Annotated in this window: 21 protein-coding genes and 1 pseudogene; 10 read left to right on the forward strand and 12 right to left on the reverse strand. The window is 74.7% G+C overall.

Going from position 1 to position 20778, the window contains the following annotated elements:
- Positions 1–33: 33 nt before the first annotated feature.
- Both ABD973_RS31055 and ABD973_RS31060 read right to left on the reverse strand, forming a co-directional pair.
- Positions 34–1359 carry an MFS transporter gene (locus ABD973_RS31055; RefSeq protein WP_345504808.1) on the reverse strand — a complete coding sequence of 442 codons (1326 nt, stop codon included), beginning with the start codon at positions 1357–1359 and terminating at the stop codon, positions 34–36.
- Positions 1360–1397: 38 nt separating this feature from the next.
- Entirely contained in the window at positions 1398–2018 is a 621-nt protein-coding gene (locus ABD973_RS31060; RefSeq protein WP_125820039.1) for a TetR/AcrR family transcriptional regulator, read from the reverse strand.
- Between the two features lie 119 nt (positions 2019–2137).
- Here ABD973_RS31060 and ABD973_RS31065 point away from each other — a divergent pair, with 119 nt between their 5' ends.
- The 3 genes from ABD973_RS31065 (at position 2138) to ABD973_RS31075 (ending at position 5538) form a co-directional block, all read left to right on the forward strand.
- A complete protein-coding gene (locus ABD973_RS31065) occupies positions 2138–2491 on the forward strand; it encodes a PRC-barrel domain-containing protein (RefSeq protein WP_125603111.1) in 354 nt (117 codons plus the stop codon).
- Between the two features lie 10 nt (positions 2492–2501).
- Positions 2502–3419 carry an oxidoreductase gene (locus tag ABD973_RS31070; protein ID WP_345503473.1) on the forward strand — a complete coding sequence of 306 codons (918 nt, stop codon included), beginning with the start codon at positions 2502–2504 and terminating at the stop codon, positions 3417–3419.
- A 64-nt stretch (positions 3420–3483) separates the two neighbouring features.
- The gene (locus tag ABD973_RS31075) at positions 3484–5538 is read left to right on the forward strand and encodes a prolyl oligopeptidase family serine peptidase (RefSeq protein ID WP_125820037.1); all 2055 of its coding nucleotides are present in this window, start codon (positions 3484–3486) and stop codon (positions 5536–5538) included.
- A gap of 12 nt (positions 5539–5550) precedes the next feature.
- Here the strand turns inward: ABD973_RS31075 and ABD973_RS31080 are convergent, their stop codons facing one another.
- The 3 genes from ABD973_RS31080 to ABD973_RS31090 form a co-directional block, all read right to left on the reverse strand.
- Positions 5551–7620, reverse strand: a complete 2070-nt coding sequence (locus ABD973_RS31080) for a SpoIIE family protein phosphatase (protein WP_125820036.1) — start codon at positions 7618–7620, stop codon at positions 5551–5553.
- Positions 7621–7825: 205 nt separating this feature from the next.
- The gene (locus tag ABD973_RS31085) at positions 7826–8326 is read right to left on the reverse strand and encodes a hypothetical protein (RefSeq protein ID WP_241253115.1); all 501 of its coding nucleotides are present in this window, start codon (positions 8324–8326) and stop codon (positions 7826–7828) included.
- Between the two features lie 153 nt (positions 8327–8479).
- Positions 8480–8731 carry a hypothetical protein gene (locus ABD973_RS31090; protein WP_125820034.1) on the reverse strand — a complete coding sequence of 84 codons (252 nt, stop codon included), beginning with the start codon at positions 8729–8731 and terminating at the stop codon, positions 8480–8482.
- A 57-nt stretch (positions 8732–8788) separates the two neighbouring features.
- On the opposite strand from ABD973_RS31090, the pseudogene ABD973_RS31095 reads away from it, so the two are divergent.
- The 4 genes and pseudogenes from ABD973_RS31095 to ABD973_RS31110 form a co-directional block, all read left to right on the forward strand.
- A pseudogene (locus ABD973_RS31095) lies at positions 8789–8911 on the forward strand (SHOCT domain-containing protein); the annotation flags it as partial.
- A gap of 113 nt (positions 8912–9024) precedes the next feature.
- Positions 9025–9657: a pyridoxamine 5'-phosphate oxidase family protein gene (locus ABD973_RS31100; protein ID WP_125603105.1), complete on the forward strand. Its 633-nt coding sequence runs from the start codon at positions 9025–9027 to the stop codon at positions 9655–9657.
- Positions 9658–9713: 56 nt separating this feature from the next.
- On the forward strand, positions 9714–10451 hold the full coding sequence (locus tag ABD973_RS31105) for an SOS response-associated peptidase (RefSeq protein WP_125820033.1): 738 nt from the start codon (positions 9714–9716) through the stop codon (positions 10449–10451).
- Between the two features lie 38 nt (positions 10452–10489).
- Positions 10490–10915: a GNAT family N-acetyltransferase gene (locus tag ABD973_RS31110; protein ID WP_125820032.1), complete on the forward strand. Its 426-nt coding sequence runs from the start codon at positions 10490–10492 to the stop codon at positions 10913–10915.
- On the opposite strand, the gene ABD973_RS31115 is transcribed toward ABD973_RS31110, so the two are convergent.
- Both ABD973_RS31115 and ABD973_RS31120 read right to left on the reverse strand, forming a co-directional pair.
- A complete protein-coding gene (locus tag ABD973_RS31115) occupies positions 10912–12069 on the reverse strand; it encodes a sulfite oxidase (protein ID WP_125820031.1) in 1158 nt (385 codons plus the stop codon). The two genes, ABD973_RS31110 and ABD973_RS31115, sit on opposite strands and share 4 nt — an antisense overlap.
- 49 nt (positions 12070–12118) lie before the next feature.
- Complete coding sequence (locus ABD973_RS31120; protein WP_125605210.1) at positions 12119–12874, reverse strand: DeoR/GlpR family DNA-binding transcription regulator; 756 nt, start codon at positions 12872–12874, stop codon at positions 12119–12121.
- A gap of 72 nt (positions 12875–12946) precedes the next feature.
- Here ABD973_RS31120 and ABD973_RS31125 point away from each other — a divergent pair, with 72 nt between their 5' ends.
- From ABD973_RS31125 to ABD973_RS31135, 3 genes are all read left to right on the forward strand, one after another.
- Positions 12947–14212, forward strand: coding sequence for an MFS transporter (locus tag ABD973_RS31125; protein ID WP_277607493.1), 1266 nt, complete (start codon positions 12947–12949; stop codon positions 14210–14212).
- An 8-nt stretch (positions 14213–14220) separates the two neighbouring features.
- Complete coding sequence (locus ABD973_RS31130; protein ID WP_164720824.1) at positions 14221–15015, forward strand: class I SAM-dependent methyltransferase; 795 nt, start codon at positions 14221–14223, stop codon at positions 15013–15015.
- A gap of 160 nt (positions 15016–15175) precedes the next feature.
- Positions 15176–15553, forward strand: a complete 378-nt coding sequence (locus tag ABD973_RS31135) for a hypothetical protein (RefSeq protein ID WP_125820030.1) — start codon at positions 15176–15178, stop codon at positions 15551–15553.
- A gap of 67 nt (positions 15554–15620) precedes the next feature.
- Here ABD973_RS31135 and ABD973_RS31140 read toward each other — a convergent pair whose 3' ends face one another.
- The 5 genes from ABD973_RS31140 to ABD973_RS31160 form a co-directional block, all read right to left on the reverse strand.
- Positions 15621–16283 (reverse strand): methionine ABC transporter permease, encoded by a 663-nt coding sequence (locus ABD973_RS31140; RefSeq protein ID WP_345503483.1) that lies wholly within the window; start codon positions 16281–16283, stop codon positions 15621–15623.
- The gene (locus ABD973_RS31145; protein ID WP_277607492.1) at positions 16280–17332 is read right to left on the reverse strand and encodes a methionine ABC transporter ATP-binding protein; all 1053 of its coding nucleotides are present in this window, start codon (positions 17330–17332) and stop codon (positions 16280–16282) included. The genes ABD973_RS31140 and ABD973_RS31145 overlap by 4 nt, the downstream gene beginning before the upstream one ends.
- Positions 17329–18213, reverse strand: coding sequence for a MetQ/NlpA family ABC transporter substrate-binding protein (locus tag ABD973_RS31150; protein WP_125820028.1), 885 nt, complete (start codon positions 18211–18213; stop codon positions 17329–17331). Before ABD973_RS31150 ends, ABD973_RS31145 begins: the two co-directional genes overlap by 4 nt.
- A 117-nt stretch (positions 18214–18330) precedes the next feature.
- Positions 18331–18720: a GntR family transcriptional regulator gene (locus ABD973_RS31155; RefSeq protein WP_345503487.1), complete on the reverse strand. Its 390-nt coding sequence runs from the start codon at positions 18718–18720 to the stop codon at positions 18331–18333.
- Positions 18721–18836: 116 nt separating this feature from the next.
- Positions 18837–20774 (reverse strand): helix-turn-helix domain-containing protein, encoded by a 1938-nt coding sequence (locus ABD973_RS31160; protein ID WP_345503489.1) that lies wholly within the window; start codon positions 20772–20774, stop codon positions 18837–18839.
- Positions 20775–20778 lie beyond the last annotated feature (4 nt).

Genomic DNA, 20778 nt, shown 5'->3' on the forward strand with positions numbered 1-20778 from the left:
GCCCCCCCACGCCGGGCCGGGCCCGCTTGCGTTCTAAGCCGGTTTGGGTTCCGGGGCAGGTTCCGGGGCAGGTTCCGGGGCGGCCCCCCGGGGCCGGCCCGGCAGGAGCCAGGCCGCCGCCAGGCCGAGGGCGGCCAGGCATGCCAGGGCCGTCAACGGCCGGGCCGCCGCACCGGCGCCCGAGACGCCGGCGCCGGCGCCCGCCGCCACGGCGATGCCCAGGCTCGGGCCCACGTTCATCGCGGTCTGCTTGAGTCCGCCCACCACCCCCGCGTACCCGGCGGGCGCGTCGCCGACCACGGTCCCGGTGGCGGTGACCATCACCGCCGCGAACCCGGCCCCCAGCACCCCGAACGCCACCCCGCCGCCCCCGCCCAGCCCGGCGATCCCCAGCACCACCAGCGCCGCCCCCGCCAGGGCCGTCCGCCGGGCCCCGTACCGGCGCAGCGCGGCCCCCGCGACCGGCGCCCCGGCCACCATCAGCGCGGTCAGCGGCAGCACCCTGATCCCGGTCGCGAGCGGGCTGAGGCCCCGTACGTCCTGGAGCAGGAACGTGGCCGTGAACAGCGCCCCGAACATCCCGGCCGACACCGCCAGCAGCAGCGCCACCGCCGCCGCCACGGGCCGCGACCGGGCCACCGCCGACGGTACGAGGGGCAGCTCCGCCCGCCGCTCACCCCGTACGAAGAGCGCCCCGAGCCCGGCCGCCGCCCCGAAGCCGAGCAGCGTCGGCGCGCCCGTCCACCCCTCCCGCGGTACCCCGGCCAGCGCGTACACGGCCGACGCCAGGGTGGCGGCGAGCAGCACCGGACCGGCCGGCCCCAGGCCGGCCCCCGGCCCCCGCGGCTCCGGCGCGGGCACCCGTACGGCGAGCGTGAGGGCGGCGATCAGCAGCGCGGCCGGCACGTTGAGCAGGAACACCGCCCGCCAGTCCAGCAGTGCCACCAGCACCCCGCCCAGCAGCGGCCCCGCCGCCGCGGCCGCCCCGATCGCCCCGGTCCGCACCGCCACCGCCCGGCCCAGCCGCTCCGGCGGGTACGCCAGCCGCAGCAGGGCCAGCGTCGCGGGCTGCAACAGCGCCCCGAACACCCCCTGCACGGCGCGCAGCGCGATCACCCAGCCGACCCCGGGCGCCAGCGCGATCCCCGCGGACGCGGCGGCGAAGCCGAGCACCCCCGTCAGCAGCAGCCGGGTGTGGCCGTAGCGGTCCCCGAGACGCCCGGCGACGACCAGGAACGCGGCGACGGCGAGCAGGTAGGCCGTGCTCGTCCACTGGACCTGCGCGACCCCGGCCCCCAGGTCGCGGCGCAGGGCCGGCTGCACCACCACGAGCACCGTGCCGTCGAGGGCGACGAGCATCGCCCCGGCGGCGCTGACGAGCAGTGCCAGGCGCTCCCTCACGCGGACTCCACCCCCAGGTGCGCGTCCACGACGGCGTCCACCAGCGCCTCCAGCCGCGGGGCGGCGTCACCGTCCCCGTCACCGCCGGCACCGAGGACCAGCGGCAGACTCCCGTAGCCCCACAGCTGCGCCACCCCGTGAAGCCCCGCCCACAGCGCCGCCGCGGTCACCTCCGGCTCCGTTGCCCCGCAGGCGCCGGCCAGCCCGGTCAGCAGCCCGAACAGCGGCAGGGTCTGTTCCCGCAGCCGGGGGCCGCCCGTGGGCTCCTGGCCGGTGCTGTCCAGCAGGTCGTGCCGGAACATCAGCTCGAACATGCCGGGCTGCTCCAGCGCGTAGCCCACGTACGCCCTTCCCAGCGCCCGCACGTGCTCCCGGGGTGCGGGCCGCTCGGCCCCGGCCGCCAGGAAGCGGCTGCCGAGGTCGCCGAAGCCGCGCCGGGCGATGGCCGACAGCAGGGACTGGTGAGTGGGGAAGTAGCGGCGCGGAGCGCCGTGGGAGACCCCGGCGCGGCGGGCGATCTCCCGCAGGCCGAGGGAGGCGGTCCCCTCGGCCCTGACCATTTCCACCCCGACGTCGATCAGCCGCTCGCGCAGCGGCGCATCCGGTTCCCTATCCATAGACAGTGTCTACCACTTTGCGTAGACGCTGTCTACCGGATCGCCCGGTTCCGGCGCCGGCCGGCGGGTAGGCGCTCCCGAGGGCACACGAAGAGCACGAGGCGCACGAGGAGGTCGTCATGGGAACCGGAATCTGGGGCTACGGACACCGCGCCGGCTACGCCCCCGGCACCGACCTCATCGGCTACAAGGTCGAGGCGGCCGACGGACCGATCGGCAAGGTCGACCGGCACACGGACGACGTCGGCCGTTCCTACCTCGTCGTCGACACCGGACCCTGGATCTTCGGCCGCAAGGTCGTCATCCCCGCCGGCGTCGTCTCCCGCGTCGACACCGAGGCCGGGACCGTCCACCTGACCTGCACCCGCGACCAGGTCAAGGACTCGCCCGACTACGAGCAGAACGGCCGCCACGAGGACGAGCCCGCCTTCGTCCAGCTGATCGAGACGCACTACACCAACCCGCACATGTGATCATCTGCGGATGACCACAGACACGACCACCGCTGCCGCGTCCGGAACATGGACCCTCGGCGACCTGCCGGTCAACCGCATCGGCTTCGGCGCCATGCGCCTGCCGCAGAACGGCGCGGCCCTCCAGGCCGCCGCCGCCTCCGGCGACCGGGACCGGGCCATCGCCGTCCTGCGCCGTGCCGTCGACCTCGGCGTGAACCACATCGACACCGCCGCCTTCTACTTCTCCCCCCTCCGCTCCGCCAACGAGCTGATCAACAGCGCCCTCGGCGGCCCCTACCCCGACGGCCTCGTCATCGCCACCAAGGTCGGCCCCGCCCGGGACGCCTCCGGCGAGTGGACCGCCCACGCCGGGCCGGGACAGCTGCGCGGGCAGGTCGAGGAGAACCTGCGCCAGCTCGGCCGCGACCACCTCGACGTCGTCAACCTGCGCGTCCTGGGCACCGACTCCGTCGCCGAGCGCTTCGGCGTCCTCGCCGAACTGCGCGAGGCCGGGCTCATACGTCACCTCGGCGTCTCCAACGTCACCCCCGCACAGCTCGCCGAGGCACGGGCCATCGCGCCCGTCGTCTGCGTCCAGAACATGTACGGCATCGGCGTGCGCCCCGAGTACGACGCCTTCGTACGCTCCTGCGGCGAGCAGGGCATCGCCTTCGTGCCCTTCTACGCGATCGCCGCCGCCGGCCGCGAGGGCGGCGCCGCGGCCGGCTCCGAGAGCGAGGAACTCCTGGCGGTCGCCCGCGCCCACGGGGCCAGCCCCGCACAGGTCCGCCTCGCCTGGACCCTCCACCGCGGACCCCACGTCCTGGCCATCCCCGGCACCGGCAACCCGGACCACCTCGCCGACAACGTCGCCGCCGGCGCCCTGCGCCTCACCGACGAGGACCTGGCCGTCCTCGAACGCCTCCACCAGGCGGCCGCCGAGTAGCCCGGCCGACGGGGGCGGGCCCGGGAGCCCCCGCCGGCCCGCCCGCGTCCGGCACAATCGGCGGATGAGCGAACAGACCCCCGCCGGCACCGCCGGCCCGCACGACCACGACCCCTACCTGTGGCTGGAGGACGTGGAAGGAGAGGCCGCGCTCTCCTGGGTCCGTGAGCGCAACGCCGAGACCGTCGCCGCGCTGACCACGGACCCCGGCTTCAAGGTGCTGGAGCGCGAGGTGCGCGAGGTCCTCGACGACGACGGGCGCATCCCGTACGTCACCCGGCGCGGCCGCCACCTCTACAACTTCTGGCAGGACGCCGCCCGGCTGCGCGGCGTCTGGCGGCGCACCACCCTGGACGAGTACCGCACCGAGCACCCCGTCTGGGAGACACTCCTCGACCTCGACGCCCTCGCCGACGCCGAGGGCGAGAAGTGGGCCTGGGCCGGCAGCACCGTCCTCGGCCCCGAACACCGCCACGCCCTGGTCATGCTCTCCCGCGACGGAGCCGACGCCTGCGTGGTGCGCGAGTTCGACCTGCACACCCTGGAGTTCGTCGAGGGCGGCTTCGCCGTCGAGGAGGCCAAGACCCGCGTCGACTGGATCGACGCCGACCACCTCTGGATCGGCACCGACTTCGGCCCCGGCTCCATGTCCTCCTCCGGCTACCCCCTCCAGGTCCGCCGCTGGCGCCGCGGCACCCCCCTCGCCGAAGCCGAGAAGGTCTACGAGGGCCGGCCCGGGGACCTGTCCGCCAGCGGCTGGCACGACGACACGCCGGGCTTCGAACGGGACTTCGTGTCCCGGCAGACCGACTTCTGGAACGGGGAGCTGTTCCTGCTGCCCGAGGACCCCGCCGCGGAGCCCGAGAAGATCGACGTACCGGACGACGCCGGCGCCGGCGTCCACCGCGGGTGGCTGACCGTCCAGCCGCGCACCCCCTGGCTGGGGCACCCCGCCGGCAGCCTGCTCGCCTTCGACTTCGAGGACTTCCGGGCCGGCGGGCGCGAGCCCGAGGTGCTGTTCACCCCCGACGAGCGCACCGCCCTCGCCGGCTACAGCTGGACCCGCAACCACCTCCTGCTGAGCACCCGGGCCGACGTCTCCTCCCGCCTGGAACTCCTCACCCCCGGCCCGGACGGCTGGACCCGCGCCCCGCTGGACGGCGTACCACCGCTGTCCACCGCCTCCGCGTGGGGCACCGACCCCGACGAGAGCGACGAGTACTTCCTCGACGTCACCGGCTTCCTCCAGCCCTCCACCCTCTCCCGCGGCGAGGCCGGCACCGCCGGGACCGAGGTGCTGAGGCAGGCGCCCGCCCTCTTCGACACCGCCGGGCTCCGCGTGAGCCAGCACTTCGCCGTCTCCCGCGACGGCACCCGGGTCCCGTACTTCGTCGTCGGCCCCGAGGACCGGCCCGGCCCCGGCCCCACCCTGCTCTACGGCTACGGCGGCTTCGAGGTCTCCATGGTCCCCGGCTACAGCGCCGTCACCGGCCGGACCTGGCTCGCGCGCGGGGGCACGTACGTCCTCGCCGGCATCCGGGGCGGCCGCGAGTACGGGCCCGCCTGGCACCAGGCCGCCCTCGGCGCCAACCGGGTCCGCGCCTTCGAGGACTTCGCCGCCGTCGCCCGCGACCTCACCGAGCGCGGCATCACCACCCCCGCCCAGCTCGGCATCGAGGGCGGCAGCAACGGCGGCCTGCTGATGGGCGCGGTGCTCACCCGCTACCCCGAACTGTTCGGCGCCGTCGTCTCGCACGTGCCGCTGCTGGACATGCTCCGCTTCCACAAGCTGCTCGCCGGAGCCAGCTGGACCGCCGAGTACGGCAACCCCGACGACCCCGCCGACCGGCCCCACCTCGAGCGGATCTCCCCCTACCACCGGATGACCGCCGACGCCGCCTACCCGCCCCTGCTCCTGCTCACCTCCACCCGAGACGACCGCGTCCACCCCGGCCACGCCCGCAAGGCCGCGGCCCGGCTGCGCGAACTGGGCCACCCCGTCCTCTTCCACGAGCACATCGGCGGCGGCCACGCCGGCGCCACCGACCACCGGCAGACGGCCTTCAACGAAGCCCTCGTCGCCACCTTCCTCTGGAAGCACCTCACCCCCGCGAGGTGACCTCCGGCGCGCTCAGCCGAGGGCGCGGGCGACGAGGAGGGCGACGTCGTCGTGGGTGTCGGGGCGGCGCAGCGCCGACAGCAGCAGGTCGCAGGTCTCCTCGATGGGGCGGTGGGGGCCGGCGAGGAGGTCGGTCAGCGTGAGCAGGCGGGCGTCGATGTCCTGGTCGCGGGTCTCGACCAGCCCGTCGGTGTAGAGCACCAGCTCGTCGCCCTCGCCGAGGGTCACGGCGGTGTTCCCGAAGGGGACGCCGCCGACGCCCAGCGGCACCGCCGTCGGCAGCCGCAGCAGCCGGGGCGGGCGGCCGGCGCGCAGGTGCACGGGCGGCAGGTGGCCCGCCGTGGAGATGTGGCAGAGCCGGCTGTGGGGGTCGTAGACGGCGTAGACGCAGGTGGCCATGGCCTCGCCGAGGTCACCGGTCGCCGCGTCCAGGTGGGTGAGCACCGTGGCCGGGTCGAGGCCGAGGCGGCCCAGCGCGCGGGCGGTGGCGCGCAGCTGGCCCATGGTGGCCGCCGCGTTGATGCCGCTGCCCATGACGTCGCCGACGACGAGCGCGGTGCGGTCCCCGGTGAGCGGGATGACGTCGAACCAGTCCCCGCCGGTCTCGTCGGCCGCGCCGGCGGGCTGGTACCGGTAGGCGATGTCCAGGCCGGGCGCCGCCGGCGGGTGCTGGGGCAGCAGGTGCCGCTGGAGTGCGAGGGCCGCGTGGCGCTGGCGCTGGTACCAGCGGGCGTTGTCGATGGACACGGCCGCGTGGGCGGCGAGTTCGGAGGCCAGGAGCACGTCGTCGGGGCCGAACGGCACCGGGTTGCGGGCCCGTTTGAGGTCGAGGGTGCCCAGGACCTGGCCGCGGGCGATCAGCGGCACCGCCAGGTACGAGTGCACCCCCGCCTCGCCCAGCAGCCGGGCGGCGGCCTCGTCGCGGGCGATGCGGGGCAGGTCCTCGGGCCGCACGTGCGGGACGAGTTCCGGCCGCGCGGTACGGGCGCAGCGGGCCACCAGCCGTTCGGGGCGGTACGACGCGACGTCGCCGACGGGGTCGGCCGCCGCCTCGGCGGGGGTCCGGTACGCGGCCTTCACCGCGAGCGCGCGGAAGCGTACGCCCCGCTCGTCGGCGTCCTCGCCCGGTCGGGGTCCGGTCAGCATGGTGTCGAGGACGTCCACGGCGGCGATGTCGGCGATCTCCGGCACGGCGACGTCCGCCAGTTCCCGGGCGGTGATGTCCAGGTCCAGGGTGGTCCCGATGCGCACGGAGGCGTCCGCGATCAGGGCCAGGCGGCGCCGGGCGTGGGCGGCCGAGACGGCCGCGCGGTGCTGTTCGGTCACGTCCACGACCGAGACCGCGACGCCGAGCACCCGGGCGGCCTGGTCCTCCAGCCGGTAGATCGACACCAGCCAGGCCCGTTCACCGGAGTCCTCGGAGATCTGGCCGGTGGTGAAGTGGTCCAGTACGGGTACGCCGGTCGCCATGACCTCGCGCATGCCGCTCTCGACCGCCGACGCGTCCAGGAAGGGCAGGACCTCGGCGATCCGCTGCCCGATGTGCCGCTCGGACGGCACGCCGTTGATGCGTTCCAGGGCCGGGTTGACCAGGACGTAGCGCAGATCGGTGTCGAGGACGGCCAGCCCGATGGGGGACTGGTCGACCATGCGCAGGGACAGGGCCAGGTCGCGTTCGACGCGGCGCAGGGTGGCCTGCTCCGAGGCCAGGCCCAGGGCGTAGAGCCGGCCGTTGGCGGCCTGGAGGCGCATGTTGCGGAACTCCACGAGGACCGTGTGGCCGTCCCGGTGGCGCACCGGGAAGGAGCCCGCCCACGCCCCCTGGCCCCACATCACGCGGGCGAACAGCTCCAGGACCTCCTCGCGGTCCCGCTCGTCCACCAGCAGGACCGCCGCGTACTGGCCGAGGGCCTCCTGCGCCGAGTAGCCGAAGAGGGTCTCGGCCTGTGGGCTCCACAGGCTGATGCGGCCCTCGGCGTCCAGGACCACGGCGGCCACGCCGAGCACGTCGAGCAGGCCGCCCGTCGCCGGAGATCCCGCTCCGGGGCCGCCGGACGGCGGTTCGGGCTGCGCATCGGCCATCACCGGCGCCTCCTCACCCGGGCGGACTCCCCACCATGCTCATGCCCCGCCGCGGCCCCGGCGACCCGGTCGGGGCCAACGGGTGGTGCCCCCTGACGCGGCACGGCACCGCCGTCGTGTGCGGGCGGCGGTGCCGGGCCGGCGGGCGCGTACCGGCGGTACCGGACGGTGCCGGTCAGTACCGGTCAGTACCGGTCAGTACCGGTCAGTGGAAGAGCATGGACGCCCCGCCGGCCTCCGTGGTCACGGATCCCGGGCACAGGAAGCTGCCCGAGGTCTTGGTGGCGGTGAAGGCGCGGTTGACGTACTTCCCGGTGGCCGCGTCGCGGTCCCACGCGATGTTGGTGGCCTTGTAGCGGCAGGACACGAAGCTCTGCTGGCCGGTGATGTCGATCATGTCGGTGAGGGCGGTGGCCCCGGTGGAGCCGAAGGTGAACGACGGGTTGTTGTTGAGGGTGGCGCTGATGCCGCCGCCGCAGGCGAGGTTCCCGCCGGGCCTGTTGATGCTGGTGCGGTCGACGGTGAGGGCGTTGGGGGGATTGGCGCTGGTGCGGGCGTTGGTCCAGGTACAGGTGTTGCCCGCCACGACGATGACGCCGTCGACCTTCTGGTCCGCGGTGGTGCCGAAGGCGGCGGCGCTCGTGACACTGGCGGCCGTGGCCGCGAGGGCCAGTGCGGCGACGGCGAGCTTCGCACGGTGCATCATGTCGCTCCTCTGTGACACGTCCTTGTGGGGGTGTGGTGCGAGGGCGGTGCGGAGGGCGGTGCGGAGTGCGCCACGGAATGTGTCACAGCGGCCTTGAAATGTCATGCACGTGTCACGCATTGGCCGGAATGGGGCCCTGGACGGGGCGGGGGCTCAGGGGACGTCGGTGTCCGTCGGCTCGGCCTCGAACACGTGCGGGGCGTCCCCCTGCCAGTCGATCAGCTCCGGCCCGCCGCCGAGCACCACCTCGTCGGGATCCGGGACCTCCGCGCGGCGCAGGAACTCGATCACGTCCGCGTCGGTGTGCGCCGTGCCGAGGGCCTCGTCCCGGTCCTGGACGCGCAGGGTGACCCGGCGGCCGCCCGAGGGGGAGATGCGGTGGACGACGATCGGCGCGTGCTCCATGCCTCCACCCTGGAGCCGCTCCGCCTCCCGCGCATCCGGGCCGCGTACGGGGCGTACGCGCCGCTCGCGGTCCTCGGACGCCGCTTCGCCTCCGGCGAGATCGACGGGAACGAGTACCGGCGCCGGCCGTCCGTCCTGGACGAGCGGTTCGGACGCTCCCTCGGGGACGGCGCCGCCTGAGCCCCCACCCGGCTCGGGGACGGCACCCGGCGCCGTGACATGCTCACGAAGCAGTCGCGCCGGGGGGCGGGCCCTCACCCGCCCCCGTGATCCGACCCAGGGGGAGACCGACGATGGAACAGACCGGAGCCGTGGAGATCACCTCCGAGGCCGAACTGCGAGAGCTCCTCGGCCCGGTGGCACCCGCGGCCGCCGCGAAGGAACGGCGGTCCCTGCACGAGCACCACCGGCAGTGGATCGCCCGCTCCCCGCTCTGCCTGATAGCGACCTCCGCCGCCGACGGCAGCTGCGACGTCTCCCCGAAGGGCGACCCGCCCGGTTTCGCCAAGGTCCTCGACGACACCACCCTCGCGATCCCCGACCGCCCCGGGAACCGCCGCGCGGACAGCTACCGCAACATCCTCGCCAACCCGCACGTCGGGCTGCTCTTCCTGGTCCCCGGCCGGGGCGACACCCTCCGCGTCAACGGCCGGGCCCGGCTGCTGCGCGACGCCCCGTTCTTCGACACGATGACCGTCAAGGGCCACCGGCCCACGCTCGCCCTCGTCGTGGAGACCGAGGAGATCTACTTCCACTGCGCCCGCGCCTTCCTCCGCTCGGGCCTGTGGCGGACGGACACCTGGGACCCCGAGGCGGCACCCTCCCGGGCGGTCATCTCCAAGGCACTGGAGAAGCCCGAGAAGTCGCTGGAGGAGCTGGAGCACTACTACGGCCCCGCGTACGCGCGGATCGACCTGTACAGCTGACACATCGGGCCCCGCCCGGCGCCCCCGCGCCCGGCCCGCGTGGCAGGCTGGAGGGCATGTGCGGCCGATACGTCTCCACGCGCGGACCCGAGGACCTGTCGGGGCTCTTCCAGGTTCCCGGTCCCGCCCCCGACCTGGTGCTGCCGCCCAGCTGGAACGTCGCCCCGACGGACCCGGTGTGGGCGGTGCTGGAGCGCGCCGACCGGGACAGCGGGGTCCTGGAACGGCAGCTGCGGGCACTGCGCTGGGGGCTGGTGCCGTCCTGGTCGAAGGGGCCGGACGGCGCGGCCAGGATGATCAACGCCAGGGTCGAGACGGTGGGGGAGAAACCCGCCTACCGCCGGGCTTTCGCCACACGCCGCTGCCTGCTGCCCGCCGACGGCTTCTACGAATGGGAGGCCGTCCCCGCCGCCGGGTCCGCGAAGGCGTACAAGCAGCCCTACTTCATCAGCCCCGAGGACGGCTCGGTGCTGGCGATGGCGGGCCTGTACGAGTTCTGGCGCGACCCCGCCGTCGCCGACGGGGACGACCCGGCCGCCTGGTGGGCGACCTGCACCGTCATCACCACCGAGGCCACCGACGCCGCCGGCCGCGTCCACCCCCGGATGCCCCTGGCCCTCGCCCCCGCCGACTACGACGCCTGGCTCGACCCCGCACACCAGGACCCCGACGCGCTGCGGGCCCTCCTCGCCACCCCCGCCGGAGGCCGCCTGACGGCCCGCGCGGTGAACACGGCGGTCAACAACGTGCGCAACAACGGCCCCGAGCTCCTCGAAGACGCCCGCCCCTCCTGAACCACCAACCCCTCCCGTCCCTCACGAACAGGACCCACATGAGCAGCGGCCCGGCCAACGACGCCTACGAGATCCACCCCGGCGTCCCCGACATCGCCACCTACCGCCGACTGCGCGGGGAGACCGGGCTCGGCGCCAAGAGCGTCGAGGGCTCCGCGCTCGGACTGCCGAACTCCTGGTACTGCGTCACGGTCCGGCACGGCGGCGAAACCGTCGGCATGGGCCGGATCGTCGGCGACGGAGGCTGCTTCCTGCAGATCGTCGACATCTGCGTGCTCCCCGAACACCAGGGCCGGGGCCTCGGCAAGCAGATCATGGCGGAACTCTCCGCCGAGCTGGAGCGGCGCGCGCCGCAGGGCACGTACGTGTCCCTGATCGCGGACGGCGACGCCCGGCACCTCTACGCCAAGTACGGCTTCGCCGAGACAGCCCCCGCGTCGGTCGGCATGGCCCGCCTCTTCTAGCCGCCGCTCCGGCCGCCGTCCCCCGGCAGCACCACCACCGGTACCCGCTGCACGAGGTTGTTGCCGAAGCCACCGCGGTTCCAGGGCTGTTCGAGGGGCTGGGCGCGGCCCGCCGCGTCCGTGGCGCGGACCACGAGCACGTGGCCGCCGGGAACGGCCGTCCACGGGGCGCTCCAGGCCTGCCACGCCCAGCCGCCGGGCTCCCGGGCCGCCACCTCGGCGTCCGCCCACGTACGGCCCCCGTCACCGCTCACCTCGACCCGGGTCACCGGCCCGTACCCCGACCAGGCGCGCCCCTCCAGCCGCACCGGCCCGGGCCGCACCACCCGGACGCGGGACATGAAGTCGGGGAACCCCGGCGGGACCATCAGGGCCCTCGGCGCGATCCGGGTCACCGGCTCGCCGGGGTCCTCGGCGGCGGCCCGGTACCGGTAGGCAACGGCCTGCTGGAAGCCGGTGAAGGGCACGTCGGCCAGGGTGACCTCCCGCAGCCACTTCACGTGGGCCATGCCGTACCAGCCCGGCACCACCAGCCGCAGCGGGAAGCCGTGCTGCGGCGGCAGGGGGGCGCCGTTCATCGCGTACGCGAGCAGCACCTCGGGGTCCGTCCCGGTGGCGACGGGCAGGGGCAGGCTGCGCCGGTAGTCCTGTTCCACACCCCGCTCCACCCCGTGGTCGGCGCCGGTGAACACCGCCTCCACCGCCCGCGGCAGTACCCCGGCCTCCGCGAGCACGGTCCGCAGCGGCACCCCCGTCCAGTCGGCGGTGCCCACCGCCTCGACCAGCCACGGCTGGCTCACCGGCCGGGGCGTCAGCCGTGCCCTGCCGTTGCCCGCGCACTCCATGGTGACCCGGCGGGTGACGGCCGGCAGGGCCCGCAGGGCGGCCAGGTCCAGCGACAGGGGAGTCCGCACCCGGCCGCCGACGCCGAGCCGCCAGCCGTCGGCGCCGGACCCGGCCCCGGACCCGACGCAGGGGATGTCGTAGTGGACCAGCACGTAGTGCAGCCCGGGCGGCGTGACCTCGTACCGCAGCGCCTCCAGCGGCAGCCCGTGGTTGCGGGCGGCGAGAGCCAGTTCCTCGACGCTGATGCCCTCGCCCTCGGCGGCCACCCGCGCGGGGGCGCTGACGCCGTTCAGGGGCGCTTCCTCCATCCCCTCATCGTCGCTCGCCGGGACGGCCGCCGCCCGGCGTGCGCACGTCTCACACCGTGCGTACGGTGACGCCGGCCGCGGCGAGGGCGTCGGCCTCGGCCCGCGGCGCCCCCTCGTCGGTGACCACGGCGTGCAGCGCGGAGGCGGGCAGTACGTGCGCGAGGGCGGTGCGCGTGAGCTTCGCGGACTCGGTGACGGCGATGACGCGGCGGGCGGAGGCGATGGCTGCGCGCTTGACGGCGGCGTCGGCCAGGTCGTAGGCGGTCAGGCCGTGCTCCGCGCTCAGGCCGCAGCAGCCGATCACGGCGGTGTCGAAGCGCAGGGCCGCGAGGGAGGCCTCGGTCAGCGGCCCGGTCAGGGCGAGCTCCCCCCTGCGGGGCGCGCCGCCCGGCAGCAGCAGCGTCAGACGCGGCGCGTCCGCGAGGGCGTTGGCGGCGTGCAGGGACAGCGGCATCACGGTGAGCCGGCGGTGGTGCAGGGCGCGGGCCACCTCCAGGCAGGTGGTCCCGCTGTCCAGGACGACCGATTCCCCGTCCGCTACCAGGGCCGCGACCTCGGCGGCGATCCGCCGCTTGGCCTCCAGCCCGTCGCGGGCGCGCAGCGGGAAGGGGGTCTCCTCCCCGCGCAGCAGCAGGCTCCGCGCCCCGCCCCGGTAGCGCTCCAGCACGCCCTGCTCGGCGAGGGCCTCCAGGTCGCGGCGGATGGTCATCTCGGAGGCACCGGTGAGCTCCGCGAGCTCCGTGACGCTGCGGCTGCCGCTCGCGCGGACGGCATCGGTGATCTGCCTCAGGCGGTCTGCACTCATGCTCGCATTGAACAGGATTCATGTTTGAAAGGCAAGTTTCGAACATTGAATGTGTTTGTTATGTTCGATTGTATGCAGCGAAACGCACACGGAACCCGACTCGGACTCCAAGGGCCGCCGCCCCCGTCCGCACGCCTGCGGAACGGACGGCGCGCCACCTTCGCCTACTTCGCCCTCAACGGCTTCCTCATGGGCATGTGGATCGTGCACATCCCGGTGGTGCGGCAGCACACCGGCACCGACCACGCCCTCCTCGGCTGGCTCCTGCTCCTCCTCGGGGCCGGCGCCTTCGCCGGGATGCGGCTGGCCGGACCGCTCACCGACCGCTTCGGCGCGCAGGTGACCGTCCCCGCCGGCGCCGCCCTCTGCGCCGTCGCGCTGGTGCCGCCCGCCTGGGCGGCCGACGCGCCCGCGCTGGGCGCCGCACTGCTGCTGCTCGGCTTCGGCAACGGCTGCCTCGACGTCGGCATGAACACGCACGCCGTCCAGGTGGAACGCGGCTACGGGCGGCCCGTCATGTCCGCCTTCCACGCCGTCTTCTCCGTCGGTGGCGCCCTCGCCGCGCTCGCCGGCGCCGCCGCCCTGGGCCTCGGCCTCCCGGCCGCCGCCACCCTCGGGGCCACCGCCCTCGGCGGCCTCCTCCTCGCGCTCCTCGCCGCCCCCGCCCTGCTGGACCCGGACCCCGCGCCCGCCCCCGGCCCGGCCGGTGCCGCGGCCGCGCGCCCCGCCCGCCGGGCCTCCCCGCGCGTGCGGACGCTCGCCGTACTCGCCTTCCTGCTGATGCTCTGCGAGGGAGTCGCCAACGACTGGAGCGCGCTCCACCTGGAGGACTCCCTCGGCGCGCCCGCCGCCACCGCCGCCCTCGCCTACGGGGCCTTCGCCACCGCCATGACCGCCGGCCGGTTCCTCGCCGACCGGGTGGCGGCGCGCACCGGCCCCGTCGCCGTCCTGCGGTACGGAGCCGCCCTCGCCGCGGCCGGCCTGGCCCTGGCCGTGGCCGCGCCCGGCGTCCCGGCCGCCCTCGCCGGCTGGACCCTGTTCGGCGCCGGCCTCTCCGGCTGCGTCCCGCAGCTCTTCAGCGCGGCCGGCCACACGGACCCGGAGGCCGCCGGGGCCAACGTCGCCCGGGTCGCGGGCCTGGGCTACCTCGGCATGCTCGCCGGCCCCGCGGTGATCGGCCCGCTGACCCGCCTCGTACCGCTCGGCCCGGCCCTGCTGCTCCCGGTGGCCTGCTGCGCCTTCGCGGCCCTCGCCGCCGGCGCGCTGCGGCCCCAGGACCCGGGCCGGCGGACACCGGCCGTGTCGCGACGGCGCCCGGGGGCCGGCGCGGGCCGATAGTGGGGGCTGTGAGCGACTCGGAGAGGGATCCCGCGGACCAGGGCGCCGCCGATGCGGCCGCCTGGTCCGGGAGCGAGGGAGCGCGGGCCTTCGCCGCGCTGGAGGCGGCCACGGACTGGCTGCTCGGCTACCCGTTCGTCTTCCGGGCCCTGGCCCGGCGGCGGATCGGCGCCGGGGCCGTCCTCGTGGACTACGGATGCGGCCCCGGCAAGGTCGCCGGGCACGCCGCCCGGCTGCTGGGGGCTCGGGTGGTCGGGGTGGACACCTCGCCCGAGATGCTGGCCCTGGCCCGCACCTCGGACACCGGCGCGGCCGAATACCACCTGGTCGAGGGCGGGCGGGCGGCAGGCCTGGCCGACGGCGCCGCCGACGCCGTCATGTGCAGCCACGTGCTCGCCTCGCTCCCGGACGAGGAATCCGTCCTGGCCGTGTTCCGCGAGGTCCGCCGACTGCTGCGCCCCGGCGGCCCCTTCGTCCTGCTGGCCACCGACCCGGCCTGCACCGGCACGGAGTACGCCTCCCTGCGGATCGGGGAGCCGGGCGCGGTGTACGCGCCGGGCCAGGAGCTGACCGTACGGCTGAGGCGCGCCGACGGCTCCTGGCAGGAGGTCCGCAACCGCGCATGGCCCGTCGGCCTCCTGCCCGGTCTGCTGGAACGGGCCGGCTTCCGGGACGTGGTCCAGCACCGCCCGACGGTGGCGGAGGCGCGGGAGGCGGCGGACCCGGTCCTGGTGGGCAGCCGGCCCTGGACGGCGGAACGGGAGAGGCCGCCCCTGGTGGTCACCACGGCCGTGGCCGCCTGAGAAGGGCCACCGGCAGCCCCGACTCGAACAGGCTTGTTTCATCCAATAGTTCGACTTTCCGGTTATCAAGCCGAAAGTCAGACAATCCTGTGACTCATATGGCAGCCTGCTGCGCACGGCAGGGGGTGCGAAGGCGCCCGGCCGTGACCGGGGAGGTCACATGCGTGGATCACTGCTGCGTAAGTCCCGTGCGGTACTGACGGGTTCCCTGATGGCGCTCGGAGTCGTCGGCCTGAGCGCCGCTCCGGCCAGCGCCTGGACGGGAGGGAACGTCTGGGTCAACTTCGGCAGCTGGAACTGCCCGGCCGGCGGGTCCGTCGTCGGGGTCTACTGGGGGGTGGACGCCTATTCCAGCGGCCCCGCCACCGGGGACTGGGGCGACAACGTCATCTACCCGCGCGTCCGGGTGGGGTCGGGGGCCTACAACACCCTGAGCTACCAGACGATGTGCAAGAAGTGGGGCTGGTACACGTACCGGGGTGTGGTGGGCCAGCGGACGCTGACCCCGTACAAGTCGGGTCTGAGCTACACCTACTGACCGGACGACGGCGGCGCCCCTCCGCCAGGGGGGCGCCGCCGTCCGCCGCGACGAAGCCGGTCAGTGGTCAGCGCCTCAGGATCCGGCGCGAGACGCGGTCGCCCAGGAACTGGGCCGACTGCACCAGCACGATCAGGACCAGTACGGTCACCACCATCACGGACGTGTCGAAGCGCAGGTACCCGTACGTCATGGCCAGGTTGCCCACTCCGCCGCCGCCGACGGTGCCCGCCACCGCGGAGAAGTCGATCAGCGCGACGAGCATGAACGTCAGGCCGAGGACCAGCGGCCCGAGGGCCTCCGGGACCAGCACCGTGAGCAGGATCCGCAGCGGGCCGGCCCCCATCGAACGGGCCGCCTCGACGACGCCCGGCTCCACGGCCAGCAGGTTGGACTCCACGATCCGGGCGATCCCGAAGGTGGCCACGACCGTCATCGGGAAGACCGCGGCATCGGTGCCGATCATGGTGCCGACCACCGCCCGGGTGACCGGGGCGAGGGCCACGATCGCGATGATGAAGGGGACGGGCCGGATGACGTTGATGAACGTCCCGAGCACCGCGTGCACCACCCGGTTGGGCAGGACGCCGCCCTTGCGCGTGGCGTAGAGGGCGAGCCCGACGGCCAGACCGCCCGCGCTGGACAGGGCGAGGGTGATCAGCACCATGTAGACGGTCTCGCCGGTCGCGTCGAGGACCTTCGGCCAGAAGGTGCTCCAGTCGGCCTTCACCGCACACCCGCCTTCCGGCGGCCGGACCGGGCCAGGCCCGCCTCGACGGCCTCCACCGCCGCCCGCTCGCCCCGCAGTTCGATGGTCACGCTGCCCAGCGGGCGCCCGCGGACCTCGCCGACCCCGCCGTGGACGAAGGCGAAGTCGACGCCGTGCTCGCGCAGCAGCGGCGACAGGCCCTCCATGACCGGTACTCCGTCGACGACCGGTACGGTCACGAGCCGGCCCGGATGGCGTGCCCGCAGCCGCTCCAGGAGCTCACCGTCCGGCTCGGCGTGCAGCGCCGAGCGGACGAAGGCGGCCGTGGTGGGGTGCTGCGGCCGCGCGAACACCTCGTACACCTCGCCCGTCTCGACCACCCGGCCGTCCTCCATGACCGCCACCCGGTCGCAGAGGCCGCGTACGACGTCCATCTCGTGGGTGATCAGGACGACGGTGACGCCCAGTTCGCGGTTGACCCGGCGGAGCAGCGCCAGTACCTCGCCGGTGGTCTGCGGGTCCAGCGCGGACGTGGCCTCGTCGCACAGCAGCACCTTGGGGCGGGTGGCGAGGGCGCGGGCGATGCCGACCCGCTGCCGCTGCCCGCCCGAGAGCTGTTCGGGGTAGCGCTTGCCGTGCCCGGAGAGCCCGACGAACTCCAGCGTCTCCTCGGCGCGTGCCCGGGCGGCGGCACGGTCCAGGCCGGCCAGGCGCAGGGGGTAGAGGACGTTGCCGAGGACGGTGCGGGAGCGGAAGAGGTTGAACTGCTGGAAGATCATGCCGATCTCCCGGCGTACGGGCCGCAGTCCGCGCTCCCCGAGGGCGGCCAGGTCCTGGCCGTCCACCAGGACGCTGCCCGAGGTGGGCTCCTCCAGGCCGTTGACCAGGCGCAGCAGGGTGGACTTGCCGGCGCCGCTGTGACCGACGACCCCGAAGACGGTGCCCGCGCCCACGGTGAGGCTGACGTCGTCGACGGCGACGGCGCCGCCGGGGAACTCCTTGCGCACGGAACGGAACTCGACCGCCGGACGGACGGCGGCCGCCGGGGGGCCGGAGGCTGCGGCGCTCACTTCGCCAGCTGCTTGGTGATGCGGGCCAGCTCGGCCTGGAGCTCCGGGGCGGGCAGGTCGATGTGGTGGGCGGTGCCGTTGCTGGTGCGCCGTACCTCGTCCTGGACGGCCTTGGAGGCGTACAGCTTCACGATCTTCGCGTAGTCCGGGTCGTCCTTGCGGTCCGCGCGGGCGGCGATCACGTTGAGGTACGGGACGGACTGCGGGCTCGCCGGGTCGTCCTTGAACAGGGCGGTCTTCGCGTCGATGCCGGCGAGTTCGGCGACGCCGTCGTTGATGATCGCGGCGTCCGCGTCCTTGAGGGTGCGCGGGGTCTGCTGGGCGTTCACCGGGGTGATCTTGATGTGCTTGGGGTTGGCGGTGATGTCGTCGGGGGTGGCGAAGAGGCCGGCGTCCTTCTTCAGCTCGATGACCTTGGCCTGTTCCAGGACGCGCAGTCCGCGGCCCTGGTTGGCGGGGTCGTTGGGCAGGGTGACCGAGGCTCCGTCGGGGAGGTCGGCGAGCTGCTTGTGCTTGCCGGAGTAGAGGCCGAGCGGCACGACCGTGGTCGCGGCGACGGGCGCGATGTCGGTCTTGTTCTCGGTGTTGGACTGGGCGAGGAAGACCAGGTGCTGGAAGGCGTTGAGCTCGATGTCGCCCGCGCTGAGCGCCTTGTTGGGCAGCGAGTAGTCGTCAAAGACCACCGTCTCGACGGTGAGGCCCTCCTTCTTGGCCTCCTTGGCGAGGACCTCCCACTCGGGGGAGTCCCCCGAGACGCCCACGCGGATGCGCTTGCCGTCCGAGCCGCCGGACCCGCAGCCGGAGACGAGCAGCGCGAGGGCGGTCGCGGTGGTGGTGAGGGCGAGGGCGGTGCGGCGGCGGCGCGATGGGGCAGCAGACATCGTGGATCCAGAGGTAGAAGAACGCGTTGAGCGAGGTACCTGTGAACAGTAGGCAGGGATCCGGGTTTTATCTTGATATGAAAGATCGTATTCACGATCCTGCAACGAATGAAAGGCTCAGGGGGTGGGCGGGTAGTGTTCGCCCAGCACCGCGCCGAAGAGCGTCGACACGTCGCGGGCGCTCAGCCCCTGCTCGCGGGCCTCGCGCATCCACTCCCCGAGCCCCGTGCGCAGCGGGGACTCCGGCGCCGTCTGCGGGGTGGCCAGCGAGCGGGTGATGAAGGAGCCGGAGCCCTGGCGCACCTCGACGAGACCGGAACGTTCCAGCTCGCGGTAGGCCTTGAGCGTGGTGTTGGGGTTGACCTTCGTGGTGGCGGCGACCTGCGCGGCCGTCGGCAGCTTGTCGCCCTCGGCCAACGTCCCCATCCGCAGGGCCTGTTCCACCTGCTGCACGATCTGGAGGTAGGCGGGCAGTCCGCTGCGGCGTTCGATGCGGAACACGACCACGGTGCCCGCCTCCTTGCTGCTTCTCGGTCCATCCCGGGTTCCGGCTTCCCGGGCTTCGGGGTTCCGGGGCTTTTCCGGTTCCCGGGGTTCCGGGGGTGACGTGCCAGCCTAGGCCGTCAGATCGCCGGCCGTGGTCGAGGCGAAGCCGGCCCCGGGGCCGCCGGCTCCTGCGGAGCCGACACCTGGTGCAGGCGCAGGGCGAGTTGGAGTTCCAGGGAGCGGTCCGGGGACTGCCAGTCGGGGCCGAGGAGCCGGCCGATGCGGTCGAGGCGCTGCACCACGGTGTTCACGTGGACGTGCAGGACCTCCCTCGCCCGCGCCTGGCTCATGCCCGTCGCGAAGTAGACCCGCAGCGTCCCCACGAGGTCGCTCCCGCGCCGGGCGTCGTAGTCCAGCACCGGCCCGAGCACGGTCCGTACGAAGCCCGACAGGTCGGCCCGGTCGCCCAGCAGCACCCCCAGGAAACCCAGTTCCGCGAGCGTGCTCCCGTCGCCGGCCCGCCCCAGCGCCCGCAGCGTCGACAGACAGCGCAACGCCTCCGCGTGCGCGGAGTGCAGCCCGCCCGCGCCCTCGCCGGCCCGTGCCGCACCCACCGTGACCGGCGCGCCCACGCTCCGCCCGAGGGCCCCGGCGAGCCGGGCCGCGTCGGCGCCCGCCGCCTCCGAGGGGGCCAGCAGCACGGCGTGGTCGTGGTGGACCCCGGCCAGCCCGTGGCGCTCGCGGGCGTGGTGCGCGGCCGCCGTGAGCAGCCGCGGCCGCGGAACGGCGTCGCTGTGCAGGACGAAGAGGGCGTGCGGACGGTCCAGATCCACGCCCAGCCGGCGGGCCCGCACGGCCAGACCCCCCGGATCCGCGGACGGGCTCAGCAGGTCCCCGAGCAGCTCCCCCCGGATCCGGTCCTCGGTCTGCGCCACCGAACGGCCCAGGAGCAGCAGCAGGGCCGTGACCGTCGCCGCACGCTCGAACAGGCGCCGCCCGGCCTCGTCCAGGCCCGGGCGGCCGGTCAGCGTGATGCTGCCCAGGAGTTCGGGCCCCGCCAGCACCGCGCACACCCAGGTGCCGCCCTCCGCCACGGCCCGGCCGCCGGACCGGGACGCTGCCACGGCCCCGGCTGGCGGAGGGCAGGGCCCGGCCTGCGTACGGGCCAGCTCCCTGCCCTCCGGGTCGTGGACCAGGGTGCCGCCCTCCAGCAGCGCCCCGATCGCGGCCGCCACCTCGGCGACGCCGCCGCCGCGCAGGACGAGGCCGGTCAGCCGGTCGTGCGCCCGCTCCGCCCGGCGCAGCGCGTCGCTGTTCTCCTGGATGGTCCGGGACGCGGCGCCCAGTTCGGCCAGGGCCCGGCGGGTCTCCTCCAGCAGGCGGGCCCCGTCGATGGCGATGGCGGCGTGGTCGGCCAGCGAGGACAGCAGCGCCACCTCGCGCGGGCTGAACTCGCGCGGGCTGCGGTCGGCGGCGAAGAGCACCCCGATCACCTTCGGCCCCAGCCGCAGCGGGACGCCGAGGATGGCGTGCAGGTCCTCCTCGCCGACGGCACTGTCGATGGGGCCGGTGTGCTGGAAACGCGGGTCGCGCTGGTAGTCGCCCGTGGCGTACGGGCGGGCCGTCTGCGCGACGAGCCCGCCCAGCCCCTCGCCCATCCCCAGGCGCAGCTGCTGGAAGGCGGCCGACACCGAGCCCTCGGTCACCCTCATGAAGGTGTCGCCCGCCGCCTCGTCGATCAGCGACAGGTACGTGACGTCCGTGTGCAGCAGCTGCTTGGCCCGGTGCGTGATGGCCCGCAGCACGGCGTCCAGGTCGCGCAGCGCGGCCAGGTCCCCGGCGGTGTCGAACAGCGCGGTCAGCTCCGCCTCGCGGGTGCGGTGCCGGCCCAGCGTCCGGTGGACCTCCAGCGCCACCCCCGTCGCCTCCTCCAGGGCGGCCAGTTCGGCCCCGGACGCCCCGGCGGCGCGCGCGGCCGCCGCGGGCCGCGCGAACTCCTCCGCCGGCGCCCCCTGGGCCAGCAGTCCCAGCAGCTCCCGTATGCCTTCCGTCACGGTGGTCACGCCGGTGAGCATACGG

It is taken from the genome of Streptomyces racemochromogenes (genome assembly GCF_039535215.1).
Classification (GTDB): domain Bacteria; phylum Actinomycetota; class Actinomycetes; order Streptomycetales; family Streptomycetaceae; genus Streptomyces; species Streptomyces racemochromogenes.